Raw genomic sequence first — 22,881 nt, forward strand, 5'->3', positions numbered from 1 at the left:
CGTTGGGGGACATGTCCCCCAACGAATATATCGAAAAGAATCAAAATAGCCCGGATTCTCTACTTTTGACCGGTACATAATATGGGAGGAGGTCAATCTTTTAGATAAACAATGTTTTATAAGGAGTCTCTAAAGGTAAGTTAAACCATCATTCCTTAAAACCCATGATTAGAAAAACAAAATTGGCAGATGATAAAAGCAGTTTAAGAATTCTTTCCAATAAAATATTTTTATTCTAAAAAGATTATAGCTGTCGTAGGTAAATTAACTCAAAAAGAGATGGAAATTGATTTTCCTTGAAGTAAAATGGCTAGCTATTCTTTTAAATTTTATGATATAACAAGATGATTCATTATAATTTTGGCTTATTTTTTTAATAAAACACAAAATGTTGTTCAGGGTATATTTTCAGGTGTTTAGCTAAATTAACACATATGCAATAAACTTAAATGGGTACATTGAAAAAGCTAAATGGTTATGAAACTATTATATTTTCAATTTTTATACCCATTGAATTGAATGTTTTTATTTAAAAAATTTAAGGCATTGGAATGGGAATAGCATCGTTTTGCAATCAGTAGTACGTAGGGTAGTGTGTTTAGAGAGTTGCTTTAGTAAAATATAGGAGAATAGTATAACCTAGAAATATGGATAAATGGAAGTTTTAGATACATTGTATAATGAGGTAGTAGGATTTTTGGGAATATCACAAGCCTGGGAAATTTTACAGTCTGGTAATTATAGTACATTTAAAACATATGATGGGGTGGTATCGCTAATCTACCCAATAATTCCTTTGTTATTAATTTTAGAACTTATTCTAGGCTTGATTTATAAGAAGCCAGATACTAAGGTGTATAAAATAAATTTTCTAATTTATATATTCAATAGGTTTATAGGGAGGTTTATTGCGATAGCCATGATTACTATTTGTATTGGTCTATTTCAAAAATATGCTCCTTTTCAGACAGAGATGACATGGTATTGGTTCGTTTATGCCTATATCATATGGGAATTTGCACATTTTCTATATCATTATTGGGGACATAAAGTCCGCCTTTTTTGGTGTTTACATTCCACACATCACGCACCGGAAAATATGAATTTGTCGGTAACACATGCACATTTTTTCTTAGAAGCGCCATATGCAGATACTATTAGAACAACTGTATGCATTCTTTTGGGCGTGCAACCAGAATTATTGTTTTTGATCATGTTTATTGATGGTACCTATGGTGCTTTTATTCATATAGGGGAAAATGTTATTAAAGATGCGCGGTTTGGTCCCTTAAATAAGATTATGTTGACCCCTTCTCATCATAGAGTGCATCATGCAAGAAACCCTTTATATATGGATACCAATTTTTGTAATCTTCTTAATATTTGGGATCATGTTTTTGGCACCTATCAAGAAGAGGAAAAAGAGGTGAAAATAGAATATGGCATTACAAGAGAAATGGATTCTGGCAATTTTATGGATGTATATTTTGGGGAGTTTGTGGCCTTGTTTAGAGATGTTATAAAAGCACCGGGTATTAAAAACAAAATGCTATACATTTTTATGCCACCCGGTTGGAGCCATATTGGAGACCATAAAACATCTAAGGTTACACGTGCAGCATATTTTAAGGATAACCCCACTTATATTACTCAAAATAAATGGAAACTTACCAAAAATCTGAAAAGTGAGGTATAAGGTTTTTAATTTGTGAAATCTTTATGGAAACCACGAAATTATTATCATTTTTTCAGGACTTAACATTTTATAAACTGTTAAATTCTAGTAATTTTGTCGCTTTAAAAATGAAGTACATATCATTATAGTTTGCAAAATTTTTTCTTAGTAGTTTCTGTATTTGGGTTGGTATTGGCAATTTCATTATTTACCCGTAAATCTGTAAATAAACTACCAGCTTTTTTCTTAGGATTATTTTACATCATATTTTCTATTTATACCCTGCAAACCTATATTATTGAGTCTGGTTTACTTTTAAAATATACTTGGTTTTATGTTTGGCCGCTTCCTCTATATAATTTAATAACTGTACCCATATTTTTTTATTTCTTAATCTTAATAAAAGATAAATTTGTATGGCATTGGTTGTATTTACTTGTTTTTATTCCTTTTATCATTGGCGTTGTAGATGTTATAAATGTCTACGCTAAAACGCAAGAGTTTTATGATACAATTGTTTCAAATGCCTATTTAAAACCGTCAGAGCGACTTAAAGTTACGTACGGTATTTTAAATATAAACCAGCATTATGCTATGCGCTTTTTGTGGCAAATTCTAGCATTGATCAGCCTATTGCCAATTCTGGTTGATTTTGTGCGTAGTTTAATGAAAGAAAAGGACAAGAAATTGTTGATATGGGTTGTTACGTTATATTCTCTTTTTATGCTAATGTCTATATTGTCTACCATGTTTGCACTTGAAAAATTAGTTGAAGTCAGTTTTTTACGGTCCACGGGATCCGTTTTAAGAACGGTAAATTTTGTTTTCTATGTGATTATTTTTGCCATTGGAATTATGCCTATATATTTCCCTTCCATATTACTTGGTTACCCTAGAAAGGATAAACAAGAAACAAAACTAAGCGGTCCTTTAGACAGTAACGAGGTAGAATTAAAATTTGGGCTAGATGTGATTAAAATTTCTAACGGATTAGAAATATTGAGCGTAAAAGGCTTGTTTTATCAAAATGATTTTAACCTGAACAATTGTGCGAAGGCTTTAGAAATACCCCCACATCATTTATCACATTTTCTTAACCAGCACCGTGGTGTAAGTTTTGCTATTTTTAGAAATACAGTTCGTATAGAACATGCAAAAAATCTTATAGCATCTGGGTTTCTTGATAAAAGTACCATAGAAGCACTAGCAGCACAATGTGGTTTTGCAAATAGAAGTTCATTTAGTAAAATATTTAAAAAAATTACCCACAAGAATATCACTCAATTTGCTTCAGAAGTGTAGGGCGGTAGATATACAGCGTAGGGTGCTTAGCTTATGTTTACTTTCTAGATAATCTAGATATAAATGCTCTGACCTTTACGTTGAACTATTGACTATATTTTCAATTTATTGTCTCTCTCCACCTTTCTCCAAAATTATTTAGAATTCATAAATAGTAATGAAACTTCATTGCTAAGAAGCGGTTTTAACGTAGCTATTTTACGTTGAAATACATTTTTATGTGTCCAAATTCGATTTGGACACATAAAAATCAATAAAATTTTAGGCAGTATTAAATGATGAATTTTTTTCACGCCTTCTGTAATGTGTTAAGTTTTAATTATTGATGTACAGTTAGTTGTAGGGTTTCTTGGTGCGCTTCTGTCATTTTTTCAACGGCAATGTATGTGTCCAAATTTAATTTAGGCACTATTTTAGGCTAACGAAGATATATGAACTTAAGAATTCATCCGTTGTAAGCCTATCACAATTTAAGTAGGTAAATTATTACAATAACTAGAATGTGGTCATCATTAAAATATAAATACAACCAATTAATTTTTTTATGAAAAAACACTTAAAAAAAACGCTATTATTTCTCATCTGTTGCAGCAGTTTTGGCATTTTGCAAGCCCAGAATGCTCCTGTTATTATTTCTACGCCAATTGCAGATGCCACAGAAGATTCGGCTTATAACTATTCATTTAGGGCTGTCGATTCTGATAATGATGAAGTAAGCTTATCTGTAAAAAATGGAACTGCACTACCTTCTTGGTTAAATTTTGGCTCAGGAAGTTTAACAACGACCGATTTTGGAGATCCAATAGATCGTCCAGGAGGTGTTGCTATTGATGACCAAGGCAACGTTTATGTGGCAGAACAAAATGGTAGCTCTATTTATAAAATTACACCAAATGGAACAACCACTGTTTTTGCAACAGTAACCCCAAATCGTAAATTTGGAATGTTGGTAGATGGTACTGATCTATATATCTCTTATTTTGATTTAAATAAGATTACAAAGTTAGATTTAAATAACCCAGGAGCGGGAGAGGTAGATTTTGTTGCGGTCATAAACGGTCCTTTGTCCATAGTGAAAAAAGACGGCTATATGTATGTAGCACAATATAATGAAAGCAAAATAAGCAAAATTGATATGGCTAACACCAATGTGTCAGATTTTGTAACGGGATTAGATGGACCTTTTGGATTGGGCTTCGATTCTAACGGAGTACTTTATATAGCTAACTTTGACGGCCGTAATTTGTCAAAATTTGAAAATGGGGTGCTTACTAAAGATATTATGAGCTTTCCCTACCCTGCGAGCGACGTAAAATTAGATGCCGATGATAATATATATATTAGTAGTTATACAAGTGGTGTAAAAAAAATAGCTGCCGATCTCTCAACTACTACTGATATCTCTACTACAGGTATTGTTTGGGGGATGTCTATTTCAGCCAATGGTACCTTAATCTGGGGTATTGAAAGTCTAAACAAGGTGGTTAAATTAGAAACAGGTGCTGTATTAAGTGGTACCCCAACCAACGATGATGTAGGTGACCATAACGTGTGCTTATCTGCTACTGATGGTATTACAACGGTTGATCAGTGTTTTACCATTACGGTCACCAATGTAAATGATGCGCCTACAATTACAGGTACGCCAGCCCATGTAATAAACGTTGGAGAAGTATATGGCTTTACGCCAACAGGCAATGATGTAGATGCCTTAGATGAACTTACCTATAGTATTGTAAATAAGCCAAGTTGGGCCAGTTTCGATACTGCAACAGGTAAATTGTACGGCACTCCAGAATTTGTAGATCTTGGAGATTATTCAGGAATTGTAATTAGTGTAAGCGATATTGAAAGTGCATCTGTGTCTTTAAGTGGTTTTAGCATCACGGTAGAGGATAATATAGCACCAACAGCACCAGTTGTAACCTCTAATGCCCTACAAAACACACTTGAACCTATATTTACGGGTACGGCCGAGGCCAATAGTAGGGTTGTACTGAGTTTTAGTGATGGTACCAATAACCTTCAATATACTGTTCTGGTAGATGCTGAGGGAATTTGGAAAGTAGATACGGCAAATGCAGATGACAATGCCATAATACCAACCATCGTTGAAGGTGAATTAGAAATACGTTTAACGGCCACCGATGCCTCGGATAATACCTCTACCCAAACTATTCAGACCTTACAGATAGATACAACAGCACCGGTCTTACCGATCGTGCTTAGTCCGGCTAATGATGTATTGGTAAGCACAACAACCTATGACATTAATGGAACCCATAATGAAGATTCAATAACTATCTTATTATATGCAGATGATGATAATGATGGTGTTGCAGATACCAATACGTTTTTGACCAGTACTACGGTTGGAGAGAACACCAGCTTAACATGGTCTTTACAAGTTACCTTATCACTAACTGAACCAAACAATTTCGTGATAATTGCTGAAGATGATTTTGGGAATAGGTCACTTGCAGTAAATGTACCTACGATAACCATAGACACGGATAATGATGGTGTTCCAGATAATGTAGATGCTTGTGCCAATACACCTACCGGAGAAGCGGTAGATACCAATGGTTGTTCCGATAGTCAAAAAGATGCGGATAATGATGGTGTAAACGATGCTGAGGACGATTGCCCCAATACACCTACCGGTGAAACGGTAGATACCAATGGCTGTTCCGATAGTCAAAAAGATTCCGATTTTGACGGAGTAAACGATGCGGACGACCAATGTCCGGATTCACCCGAGGACGAAGCTGTAGATGCTGAAGGCTGTGCAGCGAGCCAGAAAGGTGTGGATACCGATGGTGACGGTATACCTGACGAAGAGGATACCGACGATGACAACGATGGTATTGCGGACACGGAAGATGCCTTTCCTTTAGATGAAGAAGAAGATACCGATACTGACGGTGACGGAACAGGGGACAATGCAGATACCGACGACGACGACGACGGCTATACCGATCAGGACGAGCTAGAGGAAGGCACCGATCCTTTGGAGGCGGACAGTTACCCTACGGATGATGAGGCCACCGTTGAAGAAAAGACCTTGGTTCCGGCACAGGCCTTTACACCCAACGGGGACGGAAATAACGATACATGGGTTGTTCCGGGTATTGAGAACTATCCAGGGAACATAGTCAAAGTTTACAACAGATGGGGACACGTAGTTTTCGAGACCAAGGGCTATAGCAATAACTGGGGCGGATTCTATAACAGCAATAAAGAACAACTTCCGGTAGGGTCCTATATGTACGTCATAGACCTTGGCAATGGCAGTGCGCCGCTTCAAGGATGGATCTTTATCAATAATTAACACCAACAAATAACCATAAAATGAACATATACCATAAAATTAAATTAATGGCCACAGCTTTACTGTTTGCTACGGCCATGTATGGACAACAAGACCCTAACTATACGTTTTACCGCTATAACATGAACATTTATAACCCTGCCTTTGCAGGAAGTTCAGATGTTGCGGAACTTTCATTGGGAATGCGAAGCCAGTGGGCTGGGGTGGAAGGGGCACCACAGAGCCAGAGTGCCATATTCGATATGCCGCTTGGAAAGAACATAGGGGTGGGCGCATCCATACTAAATGATAAGACCTTTATAGAACAACAAACATGGGTGGGCATAGATGTGTCCTACAACATTCAGTTAAGTGAGGACCATCGCCTATATTTTGGAATCAAGGGAAGTGCCAACTCCTATGATGCCAATACCCAGGGACTGGTGACTTACGGCGTGGGACAAGATGGCGCCCTGATGGATTTTAAGGGAAGGTTTACGCCCAATGTGGGAGCAGGTCTCTACCTAAAACATTACAGGTACTTTGTATCTTTGTCAGCCCCAAAACTATTTACACCAGACAGGCTGCAGGAAGAAGATGGTAACGCATACCTGGGAACGGATCGTCTGCATACCTATTTAAGCGGAGGCTACACTTTTATATTGGGCGGAAAAATAGATTTGAAAACAATGGGAATGCTTCGCTATGTGAACGCGGCACCCTTGTCTACGGAACTGACCGCCATTTTAGATTTTGGACAACGTTTTGAGCTTGGTACAAGTTACCGCTTTAACGAGAGCGTCAGTGGTCTTTTTCTTCTCAATATCAGTAGCGGGTTTCGTCTTGGCTATGCCTATGAAGCTGCTACTCAAAGTGCTATTTCCGGTATGGAATCCGGTACACACGAGCTTTTTATGAAAATACAACTATAGGTATATAGTGATCGAAAAAAGAGTCTCTCTATAGGAGGACCATTTTTAAAAAGTAAGATGTTAAACCTGAGGAGCTAGCTCCTCAGGTTTTTTTATGCTAAGAGGTTTTATAGTCCAAAGGCAAGCATGGTCCATAAGTTTTAAGCTTTGAAAATGAATTACTTCAAATAAAGAAACGGTACTTTTTTGATAATCAATAGTATACGGGTTAGTTGCTTGCAACAAAAGAGTAGAATTTGGATCTACCATTTTAAAAAATAACATGTGTAGTTATGACTATTGAAAGCGGAATATCATTAGATGATATTAGGATATAACGCCAGAAACATGAAGCTTGATTTAATTACCGTTTTTAAACAAGGAAGCTCTTAAGTGGCTGATTTTAAAATAAATGTCTCTAAAGCTAAAGCGTACAAATTAGGATAGGGTAAAACGAAACTAATAATTCACCGCAAATAATAGTAATGGAGTACGGAAATCCGTAATACTATTCCCCTTGTTATTTCTATAATTGTGTAGAACTTCATCTACCTAATGGTAAAATAAAATGAGCCCAGGGTATTGTAATTATAACCACGGATAAAAAATAATATGAATACAAATAAGAAAAAGCCAAAAAATATCTGCGAAAGTTTTACCCCAGAATTAACAAGACAATTCATAATTGATATTGATATAGCGCTAAAGAAAATTGATATTAATCCAGTAAAAGAACTTTTGGAGAAATATCATATTGAAAATTTTCAAGATTCTATAGATTTCATAGAAGCGCTAGACTATTGTCTTAATGGTTGGAAAAAGGAACATATGGGCTCCAAGATATACGGTGAAGTAACTACTTCAGACAGTAAATGCATTGCCTGTGAACATGGTAAGGGTATGGTTGTGTATGAATTTGAGTACATTCATTCGCTAGCTCCAGAGCCTATGAATAGGGTAGTGTACGGCAGAGATTTTGGGATCTTATTCGATATTAGAAATGAGATTCTTTTTGAGATCAGGGTATGCAATGCGTTTTTGGATAAAGGGGAGATGGAGAGATTGAGGATTGTTTAGGATTACCTAAACTTATTATATTATTCGTTCACCCTACGGAATCCCGTAACGCTAATTCTATTAAAGTTATAATTTGCAGAATGGTTATAGTAATGATGATTTAATTAATCATATATGTTTTCATTAATAATTATAAGTGGTAATTGATTAAAGGAAATGTGACTAACTATTTTTGTTATTTTTCTAATTACTAATGGTTTATAAATCATATGATTTTGACATTGAATACAAGGTGAAGTAATCGTATATTTAACCTCATAGTCTTTTGTTGAAATTTCCCTCGTATTCAACAAATTAGTTATTATTTAAGTAGTATAAATTAGTTCTGTTTTAATAGTAAGTATTATTGTTTTGTGAACTGAAGGATGAATTTTAAATGAATAAAAAAGACCTTTCCGAAAGAGATATATGTTCCAATTGTCATATTAGAGACAGAAAATGTAGAAAAGTCCGTTTGTTCCTTTCCACAATAGAAGAACAAAACGCCATTGCAGAAAAAGTAAATGCTTTAATGGGTTTGTTTGATGCTTTAGAGCAAGAAGTACAAAAAAGCCAAGTAAATAGTGAGATCCTAATGCAGAGTGTTTTGAGGGAGGTTTTTGAGGGGGTACGCAAAGTAGTTGAGATATGAAAATATTTCATTTAAATATTAATGATTCCTTATTGCAATCGGTTAAAGAAATATCTAACCCATGGGCGTGCTATGTCCTTTATCAAAATACTCCTATTTCTAGATTAGGCGGTATAGATTCAAAAGGTATTTTATACATAGGTAAAGCAGATAATTTATATAATCGTGTAGCTTCACTACAAAAATCAGTGCTTAAGAATTGTAACAACAATTATAAAGTTAAAATAGGAGGACATCAATCTTTAAGTAAGAAAGTATTTAGAATTCAAAGATTCCTTGATGTTTCTAACATGACAATTAAGATAGTTGTTTTACCAACTTATGAAAGCATATTGTATACAGAGAGCTACCTTTTAGAAGATTATGTGAACCAATTTGGAGAATTACCGCCGCTTAATGGACAATACGGTAATTATGAATTTAATGATGCTAAACAATATTTAGAAACACATAAAATTAAATTAGAGATTTAATTTCGCAAATGTATTAAGCTAAAAGAATATATAACTTAAAATAATAACCATCTTTTAACGCGAATTTTTATGATTAGCTTAAAAATGGAAAACAAAGAAATCCCAGAAATAGAACTCTTTACAGATGGCGGAGCAGACCCCAACCCCGGTAAAGGTGGATATGGGGTAATCCTCAGATATAAAGGAAGGCAGAAGGAATTCTTTGAAGGGTATGAGATTACTACCAATAACCGCATGGAGCTTATGGCAGTAATTGTTGGTCTAGAAAAAATAAAGACAAAATCAAAAGTAACCGTGTATTCAGATTCTAAATATGTGGTAGATGGCATAGAAAAAGGTTGGGCAGAAAATTGGGAACGAAACAATTGGATCAGGAAGAAAGGCAATCTAGTACTCAATAAAGATTTGTGGGAGCGCTTGTTAGATGTTATAGATGAACATGAAGTAACATTTAATTGGGTGAAAGGGCATGCAGGTCATATAGAGAATGAACGTTGTGATGCTTTAGCCACTAAAGGTATTAACGCTGAGAACAAAATTGAAGATGAAGGCTATTTGGAATACTTGAAGCATATAGATTGGTACCAAGAACAGAAAATAGAAAAAGTGGGTGATTTATGCAGAAAATGTAATACAGCCGTTATAAAAAAGACCCCAAAGAAAAGAAAGATAAAACCAGGGCAAAATTATTATTATGAGTATTATCTCTTTTGCCCAAATTGTAAAACCATGTATATGGTAGAAGTTGCAAAAAGAGAAGTTACAGATAACAAATTGTTTTAATGCAGAATATTCTCTTTTTAGATATAGAAACCAATCCTAAAAGTAAAAGCGTTGATTACGGTGCAGTATTCAATGGTAAAGAATTACATGAAAGGAATACTGGTAAACTTGAGCAATGGATAAAAGAGGCAAAATACATTTGTGGTCATAATATCATAAAGCACGATATCCCTGAACTTAAAAAAACTTAGGAAATTCAATTTTTGAGAATAAGAAATATGTAGATACCCTACTATGGTCACCGTTACTTTTTGTAAAACGTCCTAATCACAAACTCACCAAAGGCTACAGGATTGTAAATCCTTCAGAAGTAAACAATCCACTTTCGGACTGTAAGTTAACCGAGGATTATTTGATAAAAGAATGTAACAGATTTAATGCTTTAAGTAGTTCGGAGAAGAGCGTTTATTATTCGCTTTTAAAAAATCTACCTACGTTTAATTCTTTTTTTGACTTGGTTGGTTTTAATAGCGACAATGCAGAGGTAACCAGTGTAAAAAAAAATATTAGGAGAGACTATTTGTTCTAATATCGATTTAGAAAATTATATACAAAACAACCCAATTGATTTATCATATGTGTTTACATTGTTAAAATTAGGCGATAAAGACGCTGTATTACCACCATGGGTTCAACACGAGTTTCCAGAGACGGAACAAATTCTTGATCAAATCTGACATAAACAACAATTATTTATCGAATTTAGAGGTGTCCTAAAAAGAGGAAGGCTACAATAGCACTTGATATTAAATGGTTAAAAGCCAGCCAGTCTATTCATCTTTAATTTATTTTCTGTATTTAATAAATATTGAAATCAGCAAACCCACACCAACCACCACATCAACTATATTCCATAATTCCCTACCCAAAGCAATTTTATAAAAGGGCTGAAAGAGTAGGGCAAGCGCTATATAAATAAATACCTGCTCGCTCTTCTCTACTTGATTAGCCTTGTACGCTAAATAACCAAAACCTGCGAATGCTAGAAAGCGTACAAATTCGTAGTAGCCATAAGGCATGTCTAATAGGCATAGGAAGAAGAGGATTGCTAGGATTGATTTGATGAGAATTATAACCTTCATTCTTATTTTTTGAGTTAGTGTTTTTGATTTATAGAAATACTAAAGTCAATATTATATTTCAATAACTATTGCGGATTCCCGTAATGCACCTATTTATTTTGCTTTTTTATAAAGCACAATTGAAGATTTAGCCAATATCTGTGGTAGTAATTCATCGATTAAAATAAAAAATATGCCCCCTTTACGGAATCCCGTAAACATAAACTATTAGGTCGTTTTACATTTAGCACTCAATTACTAAAGGAAACTTCTTAATGAGAAAGACTTTATTACAATGTAGTGTTATAACTATTCTATTAGTGGTCTTCTGTTCTTGTGAAAGATCAGATCGCAGAGTGACTAAGGCAGAGCAGACCGTGGCGATAGATACAATAGCTAATTTAGAAACACCTGAATCTACCATTGCAGAGCAAAAAGCCTTAAAGGTTAAGTTGTACATAGAAAATTCAGGGAGTATGTTCGGCTATGTAAATGGAGGAACACAATTGAAAAATATGCTTCAGAATTTACTGGTTGATTTGAAACACAAGTATGATGAAGACAACATAGAACTTTATTTTGTTGCATCTAAAATTTATGCCAATCCCATAAAGACTGATGTTGTTGGTTTTGCTAATAAATTAGATATTTCTTCAATTCAAAAAGCAGGAACAAAGAGAGAGCGTGCTACTAGTGACTTGAATGATATTTTTAGACAAATTACAAACGAGATAGAAGATAATAGTATCTCTATTTTGTTATCTGACTTTATTTACTCCGTAAATGAAAGTGGAGAAGGTTCTACTGTAAATCGCTTGGGAGAGGCAAAAGCATTAACTAAAGATGTTTTTTTAACAGCTGATAAAAAAGGACAGAAACTTACCACCAATGTTTATCAGTTTGTGAGCGATTTTGATGGAAAGTATTATGATTTTAATGATGAAGGAAAAAAATTTAAAGGGCAAAGGCCCTATTATTTAGCAGTTATTGGTGAGCAGAGTACTATTAAGCAATTCACTAATCAAATGACTAATCAAATTGGACTAAAATTTCCCAATTACAAAGGCTATTCGAATGAATATTTGCTTACTGCAGAAGATTTTAAAGTTGAAGATTATACTGTGCTTAGCTCTACGTATAATGTTGGGAGAATTAAGCCAGTTAGAGGTAGTGAAGTTAATGGTCAGGTAAGAAAAATTGAAGTGGAAGATAGTGGCAGAGGTGATGTTACTTTTCAAATGGCAATTGCTGTCGATTTATCATCACTTGCTGTAACCAATAATTACATCACCAATATTGAAAATTATGAACTGGAGAATGATGATTATACACTATTTGAAATTGGACAAATAGAGGATGAAAATATAGTGTTTATTAATGGAGAGAAGCAGCCCATTTCTAAAACAGATTTAAACCATATGGCATTTAATGCTACACATGCTTTTATATTTCAATCGACCAACCCCAATAGTGGAAATCTAAGTTTTCGACTTAAAAATAATATTCCAAAATGGGTTAATGAGTCTAGTCTATTAGATGATATCGATTTAACTATTAATACAAATAAGCAAAACAAAACTTTTGGTCTTGAATACCTAATAAACGGTATCTCAGAAGCTTATTTACAAGCCACTAAAAAAGTAAGCTATTTCGATATAGACATTACGATAGAAAAACCTAAATCAAGTTCCTTTTTAGGTACGGCATTTGGAATTCTCTTTGTCTTATTACTTATCTCATTAATTGTAATTATGATTTTAAAACAAAAAACCAGAAAATAATGTCAGAACAAATTGCTGTCCTTTACGAACTTGGAAATTTCAATTATCTAGGTCCCTTTTCAGACCTTATGTTTGAAAATAACTTTTACACAGTTGTTGCTTTATATACGCTACCTATGGTGTTGGTATGCACTTTTTTGTACTATTATGTATTTGATAGACCTAAAACCAGTAAGCTTTGGGTATGGTCATTATGGTTGTTGACTATAGGGATTATAGCTTTTGTTATTGCTTATGTAACCGTAGAGAATAGTTTTTACGAAGTAGGTCAACTACCTAAAGATTATACAGTAGAAAATCTCATTTTTTCAGCTACCAATATGGTATACGCTTGTATCATAATGTTTTTGTTTTCTCTATTGATAAAATGGAAAAGCACTAATTCATCTCATGTACCTTTTTAAATAAAAAAATATGTCCAAATTATACGTTTTCGGAATAGGAGGTACTGGTGCGAGAGTACTTAAATCCCTTAGTTTTTTATTGGCATCTGGTGTTGCCTGTAAAAGTGATTCAATAGTTCCAATAATAATTGATCCAGATTCTGCCAATGGTGATCTAAGTAAGACTACCAATATCTTAAGGCATTATCAAAAAATAAGAAAAGAATTAAGTTTTGATACTTCATCGAAAAATGAATTCTTTAAAACCCCAATCGAAAGCTTAAGCCCAAATTTCAGTATTAAGGTTCAAAATTCTAATAAACGATTTAAAGAGTTTATAGACTATGGTACTTTAGATAGTAAAAACAAGGCTTTGATTTCGCTTCTTTTTAGTGAGAAGAACTTGAATGCAGATATGGAGGTCGGGTTTAAGGGTAACCCTAATATGGGTAGCGTAGTGTTAAATCAGTTTAATCAATCAGATGATTTTAAGGCTTTCGCAAGTAGCTTTGCCCAGGGTGATAAAATATTCATTATCTCTTCTATTTTTGGGGGTACGGGAGCTTCTGGTTTCCCACTACTACTTAAAAATATACGCTCTGCAGATTCGTCATTAGATAATTTTTCATTGTTGCAAAATGCGCAAATTGGAGCCATATCCGTACTACCATATTTTGGTGTTAAGAAAGATGAGGGTAGTGATATTGAGAAATCTACATTCGTATCTAAAACAAAAGCTGCACTTAGGTACTATCAACATGGTGTTAACGACAGTGTAAATGCAATGTATTACATAGGTGATGATGTTAATAAGGATTATGAAAATAATGAAGGTAGTACAGCTCAAAAAAACGATGCGCATTTTATAGAATTAGCTTCTGCATTGGCAATTTTAAATTTTGCAAATACTTCTGAGAGTGATGAGAATCAAGTAAAAGAATTTGGAATTGAGAATGATGTCAATAGCATAACATTCAATCATTTAAACGATAAGACAAAGTTTACAATTTATAAGCCGCTAACGCAATATTATCTTTTTCATTTATACACTAAAACTAAGTTAAGAGGCAAGTTGGATATGAATTTTGCGGCTAACATTGGTATAAATTCTAATTTCTTAGCAGAAGACTTTTACTCCACTTTAAGAGGTTTTAATGATGCTTATTGGCAGTGGCTAGTACAGATGTCAAAAAACGAGAGAGGTTTTAATCCATTTACACTAGAAGAAAGCAATGAAAATGTTTTGGATAGTATAAAGGGGATTCAATTAAAAAATGGCGGATTTCTGCAAGGAACAAGTAACTATGAACGCTTTACTGAAAAGCTGAATAAAACCTCTAAGCAAATTAATAAGTCTGTGAATATTGAAAATCGGTTTGTTGAAAATTTCTACTTGGCAACTGAAAATTTAGTTAAAGAAAAATAGCAACATGGCAAAAGTATTTAGATTTCATGACGGTAATGATTTATATGATTGGCAAGATTCCAATCCGTTAAATGATAAGGCTATTGCAGCTATAGTGGATCCTAATGGTGAGCACTCTTCAAGGGAAATAACATCTATACCTAGTCCGTTTGCAAGAATTGATTTGGTAAGAACGGCTTTTAATGTTGTATCTAAAATGGGTCCAGAAGGAGATAGTATTCATCATAAAATGGTATCTGATGCCTTAGATATTGGACAGATTTTCTTCAATTATGAAAAGTTCAAAGATAAAATTGAAATAATAAGTTGGAATCCAAGAAACGACCTTGAAGCATTGTTAAACAATGGTAACCCTAGTCATAAATTACTAGGTGAAAGCTTAAGATTATATTACGTGCAAGATGCTGACAACTATAATTTTAGCTATGATAGTAAACTCTATCTTATTAACTATAAAGACGGTCAAAACCCTATTAATATTATAGGCGGTACGTCACCAGCTTCTTTATTTTTTACATCAGCCAATACCTACAACTTAGATTTTGGTGATGGATCTGATATCTTTTTAGATGATGAGTATTTACCATTGCAAAAGAGGGATCCGGAGTATATTAAATATCTATATGCTCTAAAAGAAAGTATACCGAATTTCAGCTCTAAATTTAACGAAGTTGATGAGTATTTATCTATGATATTTCCGTTATTAACGCCAGAGTTAAGAACTTCAATAAAGAATGAAACAGTTAGTTTTTATAATTCATTATCAGATTTAAATATAGATGGCGGTGGCGAAGTTGTTGAAATTTTAAACACGCCTCTAAAGAAAGGAAAGGATAAAAGGGATAAAATAAAGGAGAGCAATTTTGTAATTGAACCGATTAATAATGTTGATCAAGAATTATTGCCTTTGGTGCTACCTAACGATAATTTTTCTGGTCAGTTAATGTATGTTACCGATTTTTGGAAAAATACAGATAAGACACCACATTATGACGCTACTCCTATCAGTGAACGTATTTTACCCTTTGATGGAAATAAGTTTCCTTACTTAACAATTAGTGATTTATTAGAGCCTGTTATCATAAGAACTGAATACCCTATAGATGGTTTTTATTTTGATAAGGCTAATTTCAATGGAGATAAGAGTTTTCTTCTTCCCTTGAAGCCTTTGTTCTTTAAATATTTCTCAACGGACTTTTTATCTAGTGTTATCAATAGCGAACGAGTTTTTGAATTAAAATCGTTACCAGCAGGTAGTGTAGAGGCTATACTTAGGGTGCCGGTAAAAAACGGGAATCATATCACTTTTAAAAGAATTTATTACAATCCTGTCAATCAGTCGCACAAACCAGAATTTAGTGAATTGGATAATAAAGGCGCTGTAATTGAAAATAGAATCAATATAGCAATTACTCCTTTTTACGAATTTCCAGAATCTATTCAACCAGCATATAATATAGCCTATTATGATGCTGATAGAATTCCTCTTTTAGAAGGTAATGTTTTTGATTATGAATATTACAGTTCTAAAAATGATTTAATACGAAACGTAGAGCCGGTTAGAAGGTAATGTTTTTGATTATGAATATTACAGTTCTAAAAATGATTTAATACGAAACGTAGAGCCGGTACAAAGGAGATTTAAGAAGGAAGAGAATGTTAATATGTTTGCGAACTTAGTTAAAGAAAATTTTAGCTATATAAGGTTAAAACATGGTTTTGCTAATGGTTTATTGATTCCTAAATTTAATAATAAAGTTAGTAACGGTACGTCGCAGTTTTCTTTTGCCATCGATTTTGGTACTACTAATACACATATAGAATACAAGGTTAATGATGGTATACCTAAACCATTCGAAATTGTAAAGAATGAGCCTTACCATTGCGGTAGGTTAATTAAAGATTCAGATTATGATGAAGCATATCTAAAACTAAGTAAAGATGATGTGTTGCCAGAAGAAATTGCGGCAAACAAAGAGTTTGAACTGCCACAACGTACTGCGATAAGTTATCATGGAAAAACTGATTTTAATAGAACTGTTTTTTCAATGGGTAACATAAATATTCCATTCAAATATGAGCGCTATTCCTTTGCATTAAATACGGAAGTTAAAACGAATTTAAAATGGAATACCGAGCATAACAGCGCAGCCATAATAGAGGGCTTTTTTGAGCAACTAATAAAAATGATACGGAATACTGTATTGGTAAATAATGGCAATGTAGATAAGACAAAGATAATATGGTCATATCCGGCAAGTATGTCTGGTTTTCAATTGTCATTACTTGAAGAGAAGTGGGAAAATACTATTCATAAATATTTTGGAAAAGAAGTAAGTATTCAAAAGGTTTGTGAGAGTTTAACTCCTTTTTACTACTATACAGGGGCACTAGGTGTTCCATCATTTAAACCAGTAGTCTCTATAGATATCGGTGGAGGAACATCTGATGTAGCAATATATCAAAATAATTCACCAATATTATTTTCATCATACAGGTTTGCGGGCGATGCCATTTTTGGAGATAATTATAAGAGAAATATCAATATTAACGGATTCGTCAATAAATATTTTACTAAAATTCAGTCCATATTAGAATCCAACAAACAAGCAGGTTTAAAAAATATATTAGACGAAATTAAAGCGAGAAACAATTCTAACGACATAGTAAATGCTTTTTTTAGTTTAGAAAATAACAGGCAGTTGCTAGACAAGAATATTACCATAAATTTTCTTGATCAGCTGAAAGGAGATACAGAATTAAAAATAATCTTCTTATTATTTTATACCTCGCAAATCTACCATGTAGCTCAGTTGCTGAAGTCTAAAGATATTGCAATACCGCACACCTTTATATTTTCTGGTACAGCTTCAAAATTATTATCGGTGGTGGATTCTTCTAGTAATAAGAAAAATTTACAAAAGATAATTAGTCTTGTTTTAAATGAAGTGTTTGATTCTAATGAAACCTATGCAATAAAGTTAGAATTACCAGAAAACCCTAAAGAACTTGCAAGTAAGGGTAGTTTATATTTTGAAGCTGATACAGAAATAGAATTAAGGGACATTAAAGAGGTTCTGATTTCTGAAGATGTGTTATTTGAAAGAGAAAAAGGACATACCTATGACAAGGTTGAGAAATTAGAAACAAAAGCTTTAGAAACATATAAAAACTTTTTGGACTTCTTTTTTAGTATGAATTCCAAAATACCGTTCAGGGATACTTTTGGCATTGAAAAAGATGCTATGGAGTTTTCAAAATCATTCTTATATGAAAAAGCTGAGGATAATTTAAAAATGGGTATTCAGACAAAAATACAAGAACTACAAGGACAAAGTGATGAGGAGATTGGCGAAACGCTATTCTTTTATCCATTGGTCGGTAGTTTAGGGTCATTAGCATTTGAATTGGTAAATAGAGAATAATATTTATGAAAATTATATATAAACTTATTTTAATAGGCAGTATTGTTACTAATACGATATACTCCCAAAATAGTATTGAAGAAAATGATGATTCTCGTTTTTCTCAAAAAGAGTGGAATAATTTAGTCAATTATCTGAATGCAGAAATAACGGCAATAGCAATTACTAATCAGGTAGAGAATAATGAATCTATAAGTTCTGGCGAAAAAGAAGATTATCAGGTGTTCTTGGAATCATTAGAAAATAATGAGCAAGAAAACCCTAAATCTTTTGTAGAAATCACAAAACAACTTAAAGATAATTGGGGGGTAACATTAAAAAATATTAGTCAACCAATAGACTCCTTAAAAAGATATGAACCAAGAATAATAGATTCATTGTTTGCTGAAATTGAAAATATAAAATCTTATAAAACATTAAAAATAGGCGAATCTAAAGATTACGCTGATTTAAAAAGTTTTTATATACCAATTTCGAAATCAATAGACCTTGTCAAAAAAGAAATTAAACAAGAAGTTAGCCAACCGGTAGTTGTAAGAGAGTCTAACTTTCAAAGAAAGAAGAACAGTTCGCTATTTAAATATTTGATAATACCTGCGTTACTTTTTTTTATATCTACAATAGTATTTTTTATAAAGTGGAAAAAACAAAATAAAAAATATAGTGATTTAAAAATTCGTAAAGAGAATGACTATAAAGAAAGAGAATCTGATATTAAAAACTTGAAAATAGATAATAATAGCCTAAGAAACGAAAATGCCAATTTAAAGAATGACTTGAAACAAATTAAGCAAGAGAAAGCTTTAAAGAAGCCAGAAGAAAGAAAGATTATTAAAGAGGAGACAAAGTCGCCAGCAATAGAATTAGTTGCAGAACCAGTTATTAAAGAACCTAAAGTGCTTTATGCAGGAAAGCCAACAACAGATGGTAAATTTATTCCAGTTTCTTCCTCTCCTTTATATGGGCAAACTATTTATAAGTTATACGTAAAGGAAGATGGTCTTTCTGCAGATTTTGAAATAGAGCTTGTTGATCAATTCATTACCAGAGAAGTTACCAATGCCCCAGATGAATATTTGTATAGGGTATGTAATCAAGAGAATTCAAACAAAGAATTTAGTAGAGAAATAACAACCACTAAAAGGGGTCTTGCTGTTTTAATCAATGACGAATGGCTTGTAAAAGAAGAGAATAAAGCAACAATAAAATTTCAGTAATGGACGAACAAATATTAAATATCATTATTGCCGTCATTATAATAATTCAGGTCATTGTATTTATTATAAATATGACAAGAATATTCGCTTATAAACAATCTATAGGTAACATACAAAATTACAAAATAAAGGACGCATTTGTTCCTGAAAAATATATGAATAGTATTACTGTAAGGGAGATATTGACAGACAATATTCCAGAGTCTTATATGCAACCAGTGCCTGAAAATGTTGAATATGTCACTGATGAAGAAAAAGAATATTACGATCCAAATTCTGAGCAGAGTTTAGGGGGACAGGAAGACGAAATTCTATAATTAATATTACTTGTTATAAGTATATCATAAACATAAAACTAAAATGAATATATCGCTTATTGATTTTAAGGGTAGAAAAAATAGATCTCAATATGAGATTTTAAAATCTATAAATAATTATTTACTAAGAAATAAAGGTGCAATTAGCGACTTTATGTTGGTGAAGGATATAGTTGATAGAAATATTGACAAGACCGATGATCAAATTACCAGTAGTATACCTACGCCTCTTTATTTAGGATTAATGGGTACCATGTTGGGTATTATCGGTGGCTTATATTTTATGCCTACAATTGCTGCACCTGTTCCTGGTGGCGTTGAGAGCGCTGACCCTATTTCTGGTATAGATTCTTTGTTAGACGGCGTTAAAATAGCAATGATTGCTAGTGTAGTCGGTTTGTTTTTGACTGTTATTAGTAATGTTGTTTTTTTAAGAGTGAGGAAATCTGTTGAGAATCAAAAAAATGATTTGTTTACATTTATTCAAACAGAACTACTGCCAATACTTTCAAAAAACACAGCATCAAGTTTACATACTTTACAGACCAACTTATTAAAATTCAACTCTGATTTTACCTCTAATATGACTCAATTTAGTGGTATAATAACAGCAGTAAAAGATACATTCGATAGTCAGTTAGATGTAGTTGAAGAATTAAAAAGAATCGATGTTGCTAATATTGCCAAATATAATATTGATGTGATGCAGCAATTAAAATCTTCTTTTAGAAACCTAAAAGACCTATCAGAGTACTTGCTAAAGACCAATAGTTTACTTAAAAATACCGAACAATTAAATCTTTCGATTAATAGTCAATTAGATAAAGTTGGTGATATTTCTGAAATGGTTAAAAAGTTTGATGCTCATGCTTCTCATATTTCTGATAATTCAAAATACCTAGCTTCTCATTTTGAGAATTTTGATGAAAGAGAGCAAGCTATCAATAATAGAATGATTGACTATGATAGAAATACAGGTAAAATGATTGACGAATTGTCACTTTCTTTCCAGAATAGAAAAGATGAATTTAATAAAAAAGATGTAGAAATATCTTCTGATTTCAACAAACTATTCGAAAATCTAAAATCAAAAACTGAAAAGGTTTTTGATGATGAGAGCGGGAATATTAAAGCAATAATGTCTAATGTAAAAGATGTTAAGAGTGATGTAGACAATTTGCAAGGAGTATCTTCTGAGTTGTCCGGTCTTAAAAAGAGCGTATCATTCCATGATGATACGATAAAAGATTTATTAGAGGTCATAAAAACCCAATCCATAATTGTTGAAAGACCTAAAATTATCAATATTGGCACAATTACATTTCTAAGTATCGGTATTATAACGTGCTTAGTAGCCATTTATAAATTATTGACTTACTAATGGCAGCAAAGAAAAAAAGTAGTGATTTCTTCTGGGTGAGTTTTGCAGATTTAATGACAAGTCTGTTTTTTATCATGCTTGTTTTGTTTGTGTTGACAGTAGTTTATTTACGTGTTGAGCAGAATAAAATAATAGCGGAAGTAGAGGAATTAGAAAAAATAGTACAATTAAAAGAGCAATTTAAAGCACTGCAAGGAGATGAAGATTTTTACTACTTGGAAGAATGTAAAAAATACGTTGCTTCAAGCTTAATGGGGATAGAAATTTTTGAACCTAATAAAACTGAAATTTTACCTGAGTATAGGGAGGTAACCTTAGAGGTGGGAGAAAAAATCGAATATTTTTTAAATACGCTACAAGAGAACAATCCAGATTTTTCTTATCTCGTAATAATTGAAGGTAACATGGGAAATTCATATGACATGAAATTTTCGCCTGATACAAAATTTGGTTATACGAGAAGCTATGATAGGGCATTGGCAGTATATAATTTATGGACTGAAAATGAAATAGATTTTAGAAAATCTAACGTTGAGGTTTTGATTGCAGGTAGTGGATTCAATGGACTGTGTAGAGAAGAAGATGAAGAAAAAAACAAACGGTTTTCCATTCAAATAATACCTAAAGTAAGTAGTAGATTATGAGGTTATTTATACTGATAATTTTGATTGTTTTTTCGTCGTGTAAGCGACCCAATAGAGGTAATAGCCCCAAACCTAGTTATAGCACACAGCAAGAAAATGTTTCTAATACTAGAGCACGAAAAATTACTGGTTCAGAAATTAAAATGATTTATGAAAATGGGGTTTATAAAATACCAACAGAAGTGAATGGTATTTCAATGAAATTTATATTTGATACAGGAGCAAGTACAATTTCTATTTCAGAAACTGAAGCATTGTATCTCTACAAGCAAGGAGCTATAAATGAAGAAGATATTTTAGGTAGTGTATATTTTCAAGATGCTACAGGAAATATTTCGGAAGGAACAGAAATTAATTTGAAATCTGTAAAAATTGGTAGTTACACCATGACCAATGTAAAAGCCTCTGTTGTACATAATTTACAAGCACCATTGTTATTAGGGCAATCTGCATTATCTAGATTTGGGAAAGTAACAATTGACTATGATAAAAGCATAATTCGTTTTGAATAGAAATATATATTACATTTTAGTATTGTTCTTGAGTCTAAGCTGTAAAAGAAATAGACCTCAGACTACTTTTAAGAAGGAAGCCGTTGTTGAAATACCGGTAGAATCTACAAGGGAATCTGGCGAGGCGAGAAAGAGCAAGGTTACTAAGAACAAAATTTTAGATGCTAAGATTATTAAAATAATCGACGGAGATACTGCTGAAATTTTATATGATGAATTACCCATTAAATTACGTTTAGCTCACATAGATACCCCTGAGAAACGAGGGAAGCAACCATATGGTAACAGAGCGAAAATTGCTCTTTCAGATTTATGCTTTGGTCAAATGGTAAAAATTCATACAGAAGGTAAATATGATGGGTTTGGAAGACTAATTGCTGTTATTTATAATAATCAAGGTCTTAATGTAAATAAAGAAATGGTTAGATTAGGTATGGCTTGGCACTATAAAAAACATTCTGATGACCACAGTTATGATGTATTGGAAAAGGAGGCGAGAAGCTTAAGAGTTGGTCTATGGCAAGACAATAACCCAATTGCCCCATGGAACTACAGAAAATAATACAAATAGG

The 22,881-nt window shown here is 32.9% G+C and carries 21 protein-coding genes; 20 read left to right on the forward strand and 1 reads right to left on the reverse strand.

Going from position 1 to position 22,881, the window contains the following annotated elements:
- Positions 1-655 precede the first annotated feature (655 nt).
- The 9 genes from BW936_RS15255 (at position 656) to BW936_RS15300 (ending at position 10,353) form a co-directional block, all read left to right on the forward strand.
- On the forward strand, positions 656-1,696 hold the full coding sequence (locus tag BW936_RS15255) for a sterol desaturase family protein (RefSeq protein WP_076549750.1): 1,041 nt from the start codon (positions 656-658) through the stop codon (positions 1,694-1,696).
- A 129-nt stretch (positions 1,697-1,825) separates the two neighbouring features.
- Positions 1,826-2,977, forward strand: a complete 1,152-nt coding sequence (locus BW936_RS15260; protein WP_076549752.1) for a helix-turn-helix domain-containing protein — start codon at positions 1,826-1,828, stop codon at positions 2,975-2,977.
- A gap of 544 nt (positions 2,978-3,521) precedes the next feature.
- Complete coding sequence (locus BW936_RS15265; protein ID WP_084182107.1) at positions 3,522-6,308, forward strand: T9SS type B sorting domain-containing protein; 2,787 nt, start codon at positions 3,522-3,524, stop codon at positions 6,306-6,308.
- A gap of 47 nt (positions 6,309-6,355) precedes the next feature.
- Entirely contained in the window at positions 6,356-7,219 is an 864-nt protein-coding gene (locus BW936_RS15270) for a PorP/SprF family type IX secretion system membrane protein (protein ID WP_262494010.1), read from the forward strand.
- Between the two features lie 591 nt (positions 7,220-7,810).
- The gene (locus tag BW936_RS15280) at positions 7,811-8,275 is read left to right on the forward strand and encodes a hypothetical protein (protein ID WP_076549758.1); all 465 of its coding nucleotides are present in this window, start codon (positions 7,811-7,813) and stop codon (positions 8,273-8,275) included.
- Between the two features lie 376 nt (positions 8,276-8,651).
- The gene (locus BW936_RS15285) at positions 8,652-8,906 is read left to right on the forward strand and encodes a restriction endonuclease subunit S domain-containing protein (protein WP_076549759.1); all 255 of its coding nucleotides are present in this window, start codon (positions 8,652-8,654) and stop codon (positions 8,904-8,906) included.
- Entirely contained in the window at positions 8,903-9,379 is a 477-nt protein-coding gene (locus BW936_RS15290; protein ID WP_076549761.1) for a hypothetical protein, read from the forward strand. Before BW936_RS15285 ends, BW936_RS15290 begins: the two co-directional genes overlap by 4 nt.
- A gap of 84 nt (positions 9,380-9,463) precedes the next feature.
- Positions 9,464-10,162, forward strand: a complete 699-nt coding sequence (rnhA, locus tag BW936_RS15295; protein WP_208611133.1) for a ribonuclease HI — start codon at positions 9,464-9,466, stop codon at positions 10,160-10,162.
- Positions 10,162-10,353, forward strand: coding sequence for a hypothetical protein (locus BW936_RS15300; RefSeq protein WP_076549764.1), 192 nt, complete (start codon positions 10,162-10,164; stop codon positions 10,351-10,353). Before rnhA ends, BW936_RS15300 begins: the two co-directional genes overlap by 1 nt.
- Positions 10,354-10,947: 594 nt before the next feature.
- On the opposite strand, the gene BW936_RS15305 is transcribed toward BW936_RS15300, so the two are convergent.
- Positions 10,948-11,244, reverse strand: a complete 297-nt coding sequence (locus tag BW936_RS15305) for a DUF6804 family protein (RefSeq protein WP_076549766.1) — start codon at positions 11,242-11,244, stop codon at positions 10,948-10,950.
- A 254-nt stretch (positions 11,245-11,498) separates the two neighbouring features.
- Here BW936_RS15305 and BW936_RS15310 point away from each other — a divergent pair, with 254 nt between their 5' ends.
- The 11 genes from BW936_RS15310 (at position 11,499) to BW936_RS15360 (ending at position 22,871) form a co-directional block, all read left to right on the forward strand.
- On the forward strand, positions 11,499-13,004 hold the full coding sequence (locus BW936_RS15310; RefSeq protein ID WP_143744184.1) for a hypothetical protein: 1,506 nt from the start codon (positions 11,499-11,501) through the stop codon (positions 13,002-13,004).
- Entirely contained in the window at positions 13,004-13,408 is a 405-nt protein-coding gene (locus BW936_RS15315; RefSeq protein ID WP_076549770.1) for a hypothetical protein, read from the forward strand. The genes BW936_RS15310 and BW936_RS15315 overlap by 1 nt, the downstream gene beginning before the upstream one ends.
- A gap of 10 nt (positions 13,409-13,418) precedes the next feature.
- Positions 13,419-14,813: a hypothetical protein gene (locus BW936_RS15320; protein ID WP_076549772.1), complete on the forward strand. Its 1,395-nt coding sequence runs from the start codon at positions 13,419-13,421 to the stop codon at positions 14,811-14,813.
- A gap of 4 nt (positions 14,814-14,817) precedes the next feature.
- Complete coding sequence (locus BW936_RS15325) at positions 14,818-16,383, forward strand: hypothetical protein (RefSeq protein WP_076549774.1); 1,566 nt, start codon at positions 14,818-14,820, stop codon at positions 16,381-16,383.
- A 94-nt stretch (positions 16,384-16,477) separates the two neighbouring features.
- The gene (locus BW936_RS15330; protein ID WP_076549777.1) at positions 16,478-18,238 is read left to right on the forward strand and encodes a hypothetical protein; all 1,761 of its coding nucleotides are present in this window, start codon (positions 16,478-16,480) and stop codon (positions 18,236-18,238) included.
- 5 nt (positions 18,239-18,243) lie between these two features.
- Positions 18,244-19,455, forward strand: coding sequence for a hypothetical protein (locus tag BW936_RS15335; RefSeq protein ID WP_076549780.1), 1,212 nt, complete (start codon positions 18,244-18,246; stop codon positions 19,453-19,455).
- Positions 19,455-19,772: a hypothetical protein gene (locus tag BW936_RS15340; protein WP_076549783.1), complete on the forward strand. Its 318-nt coding sequence runs from the start codon at positions 19,455-19,457 to the stop codon at positions 19,770-19,772. Before BW936_RS15335 ends, BW936_RS15340 begins: the two co-directional genes overlap by 1 nt.
- 43 nt (positions 19,773-19,815) lie before the next feature.
- The gene (locus BW936_RS15345; RefSeq protein ID WP_076549785.1) at positions 19,816-21,153 is read left to right on the forward strand and encodes a hypothetical protein; all 1,338 of its coding nucleotides are present in this window, start codon (positions 19,816-19,818) and stop codon (positions 21,151-21,153) included.
- Positions 21,153-21,797 (forward strand): hypothetical protein, encoded by a 645-nt coding sequence (locus tag BW936_RS15350; RefSeq protein WP_076549787.1) that lies wholly within the window; start codon positions 21,153-21,155, stop codon positions 21,795-21,797. The genes BW936_RS15345 and BW936_RS15350 overlap by 1 nt, the downstream gene beginning before the upstream one ends.
- A complete protein-coding gene (locus tag BW936_RS15355; RefSeq protein WP_076549789.1) occupies positions 21,794-22,309 on the forward strand; it encodes a retropepsin-like aspartic protease family protein in 516 nt (171 codons plus the stop codon). The genes BW936_RS15350 and BW936_RS15355 overlap by 4 nt, the downstream gene beginning before the upstream one ends.
- Positions 22,302-22,871 (forward strand): thermonuclease family protein, encoded by a 570-nt coding sequence (locus BW936_RS15360; protein ID WP_076549791.1) that lies wholly within the window; start codon positions 22,302-22,304, stop codon positions 22,869-22,871. Before BW936_RS15355 ends, BW936_RS15360 begins: the two co-directional genes overlap by 8 nt.
- Positions 22,872-22,881: the final 10 nt, after the last annotated feature.

Source organism: Maribacter ulvicola (assembly GCF_900155985.1).
GTDB classification, from domain to species: domain Bacteria; phylum Bacteroidota; class Bacteroidia; order Flavobacteriales; family Flavobacteriaceae; genus Maribacter; species Maribacter ulvicola.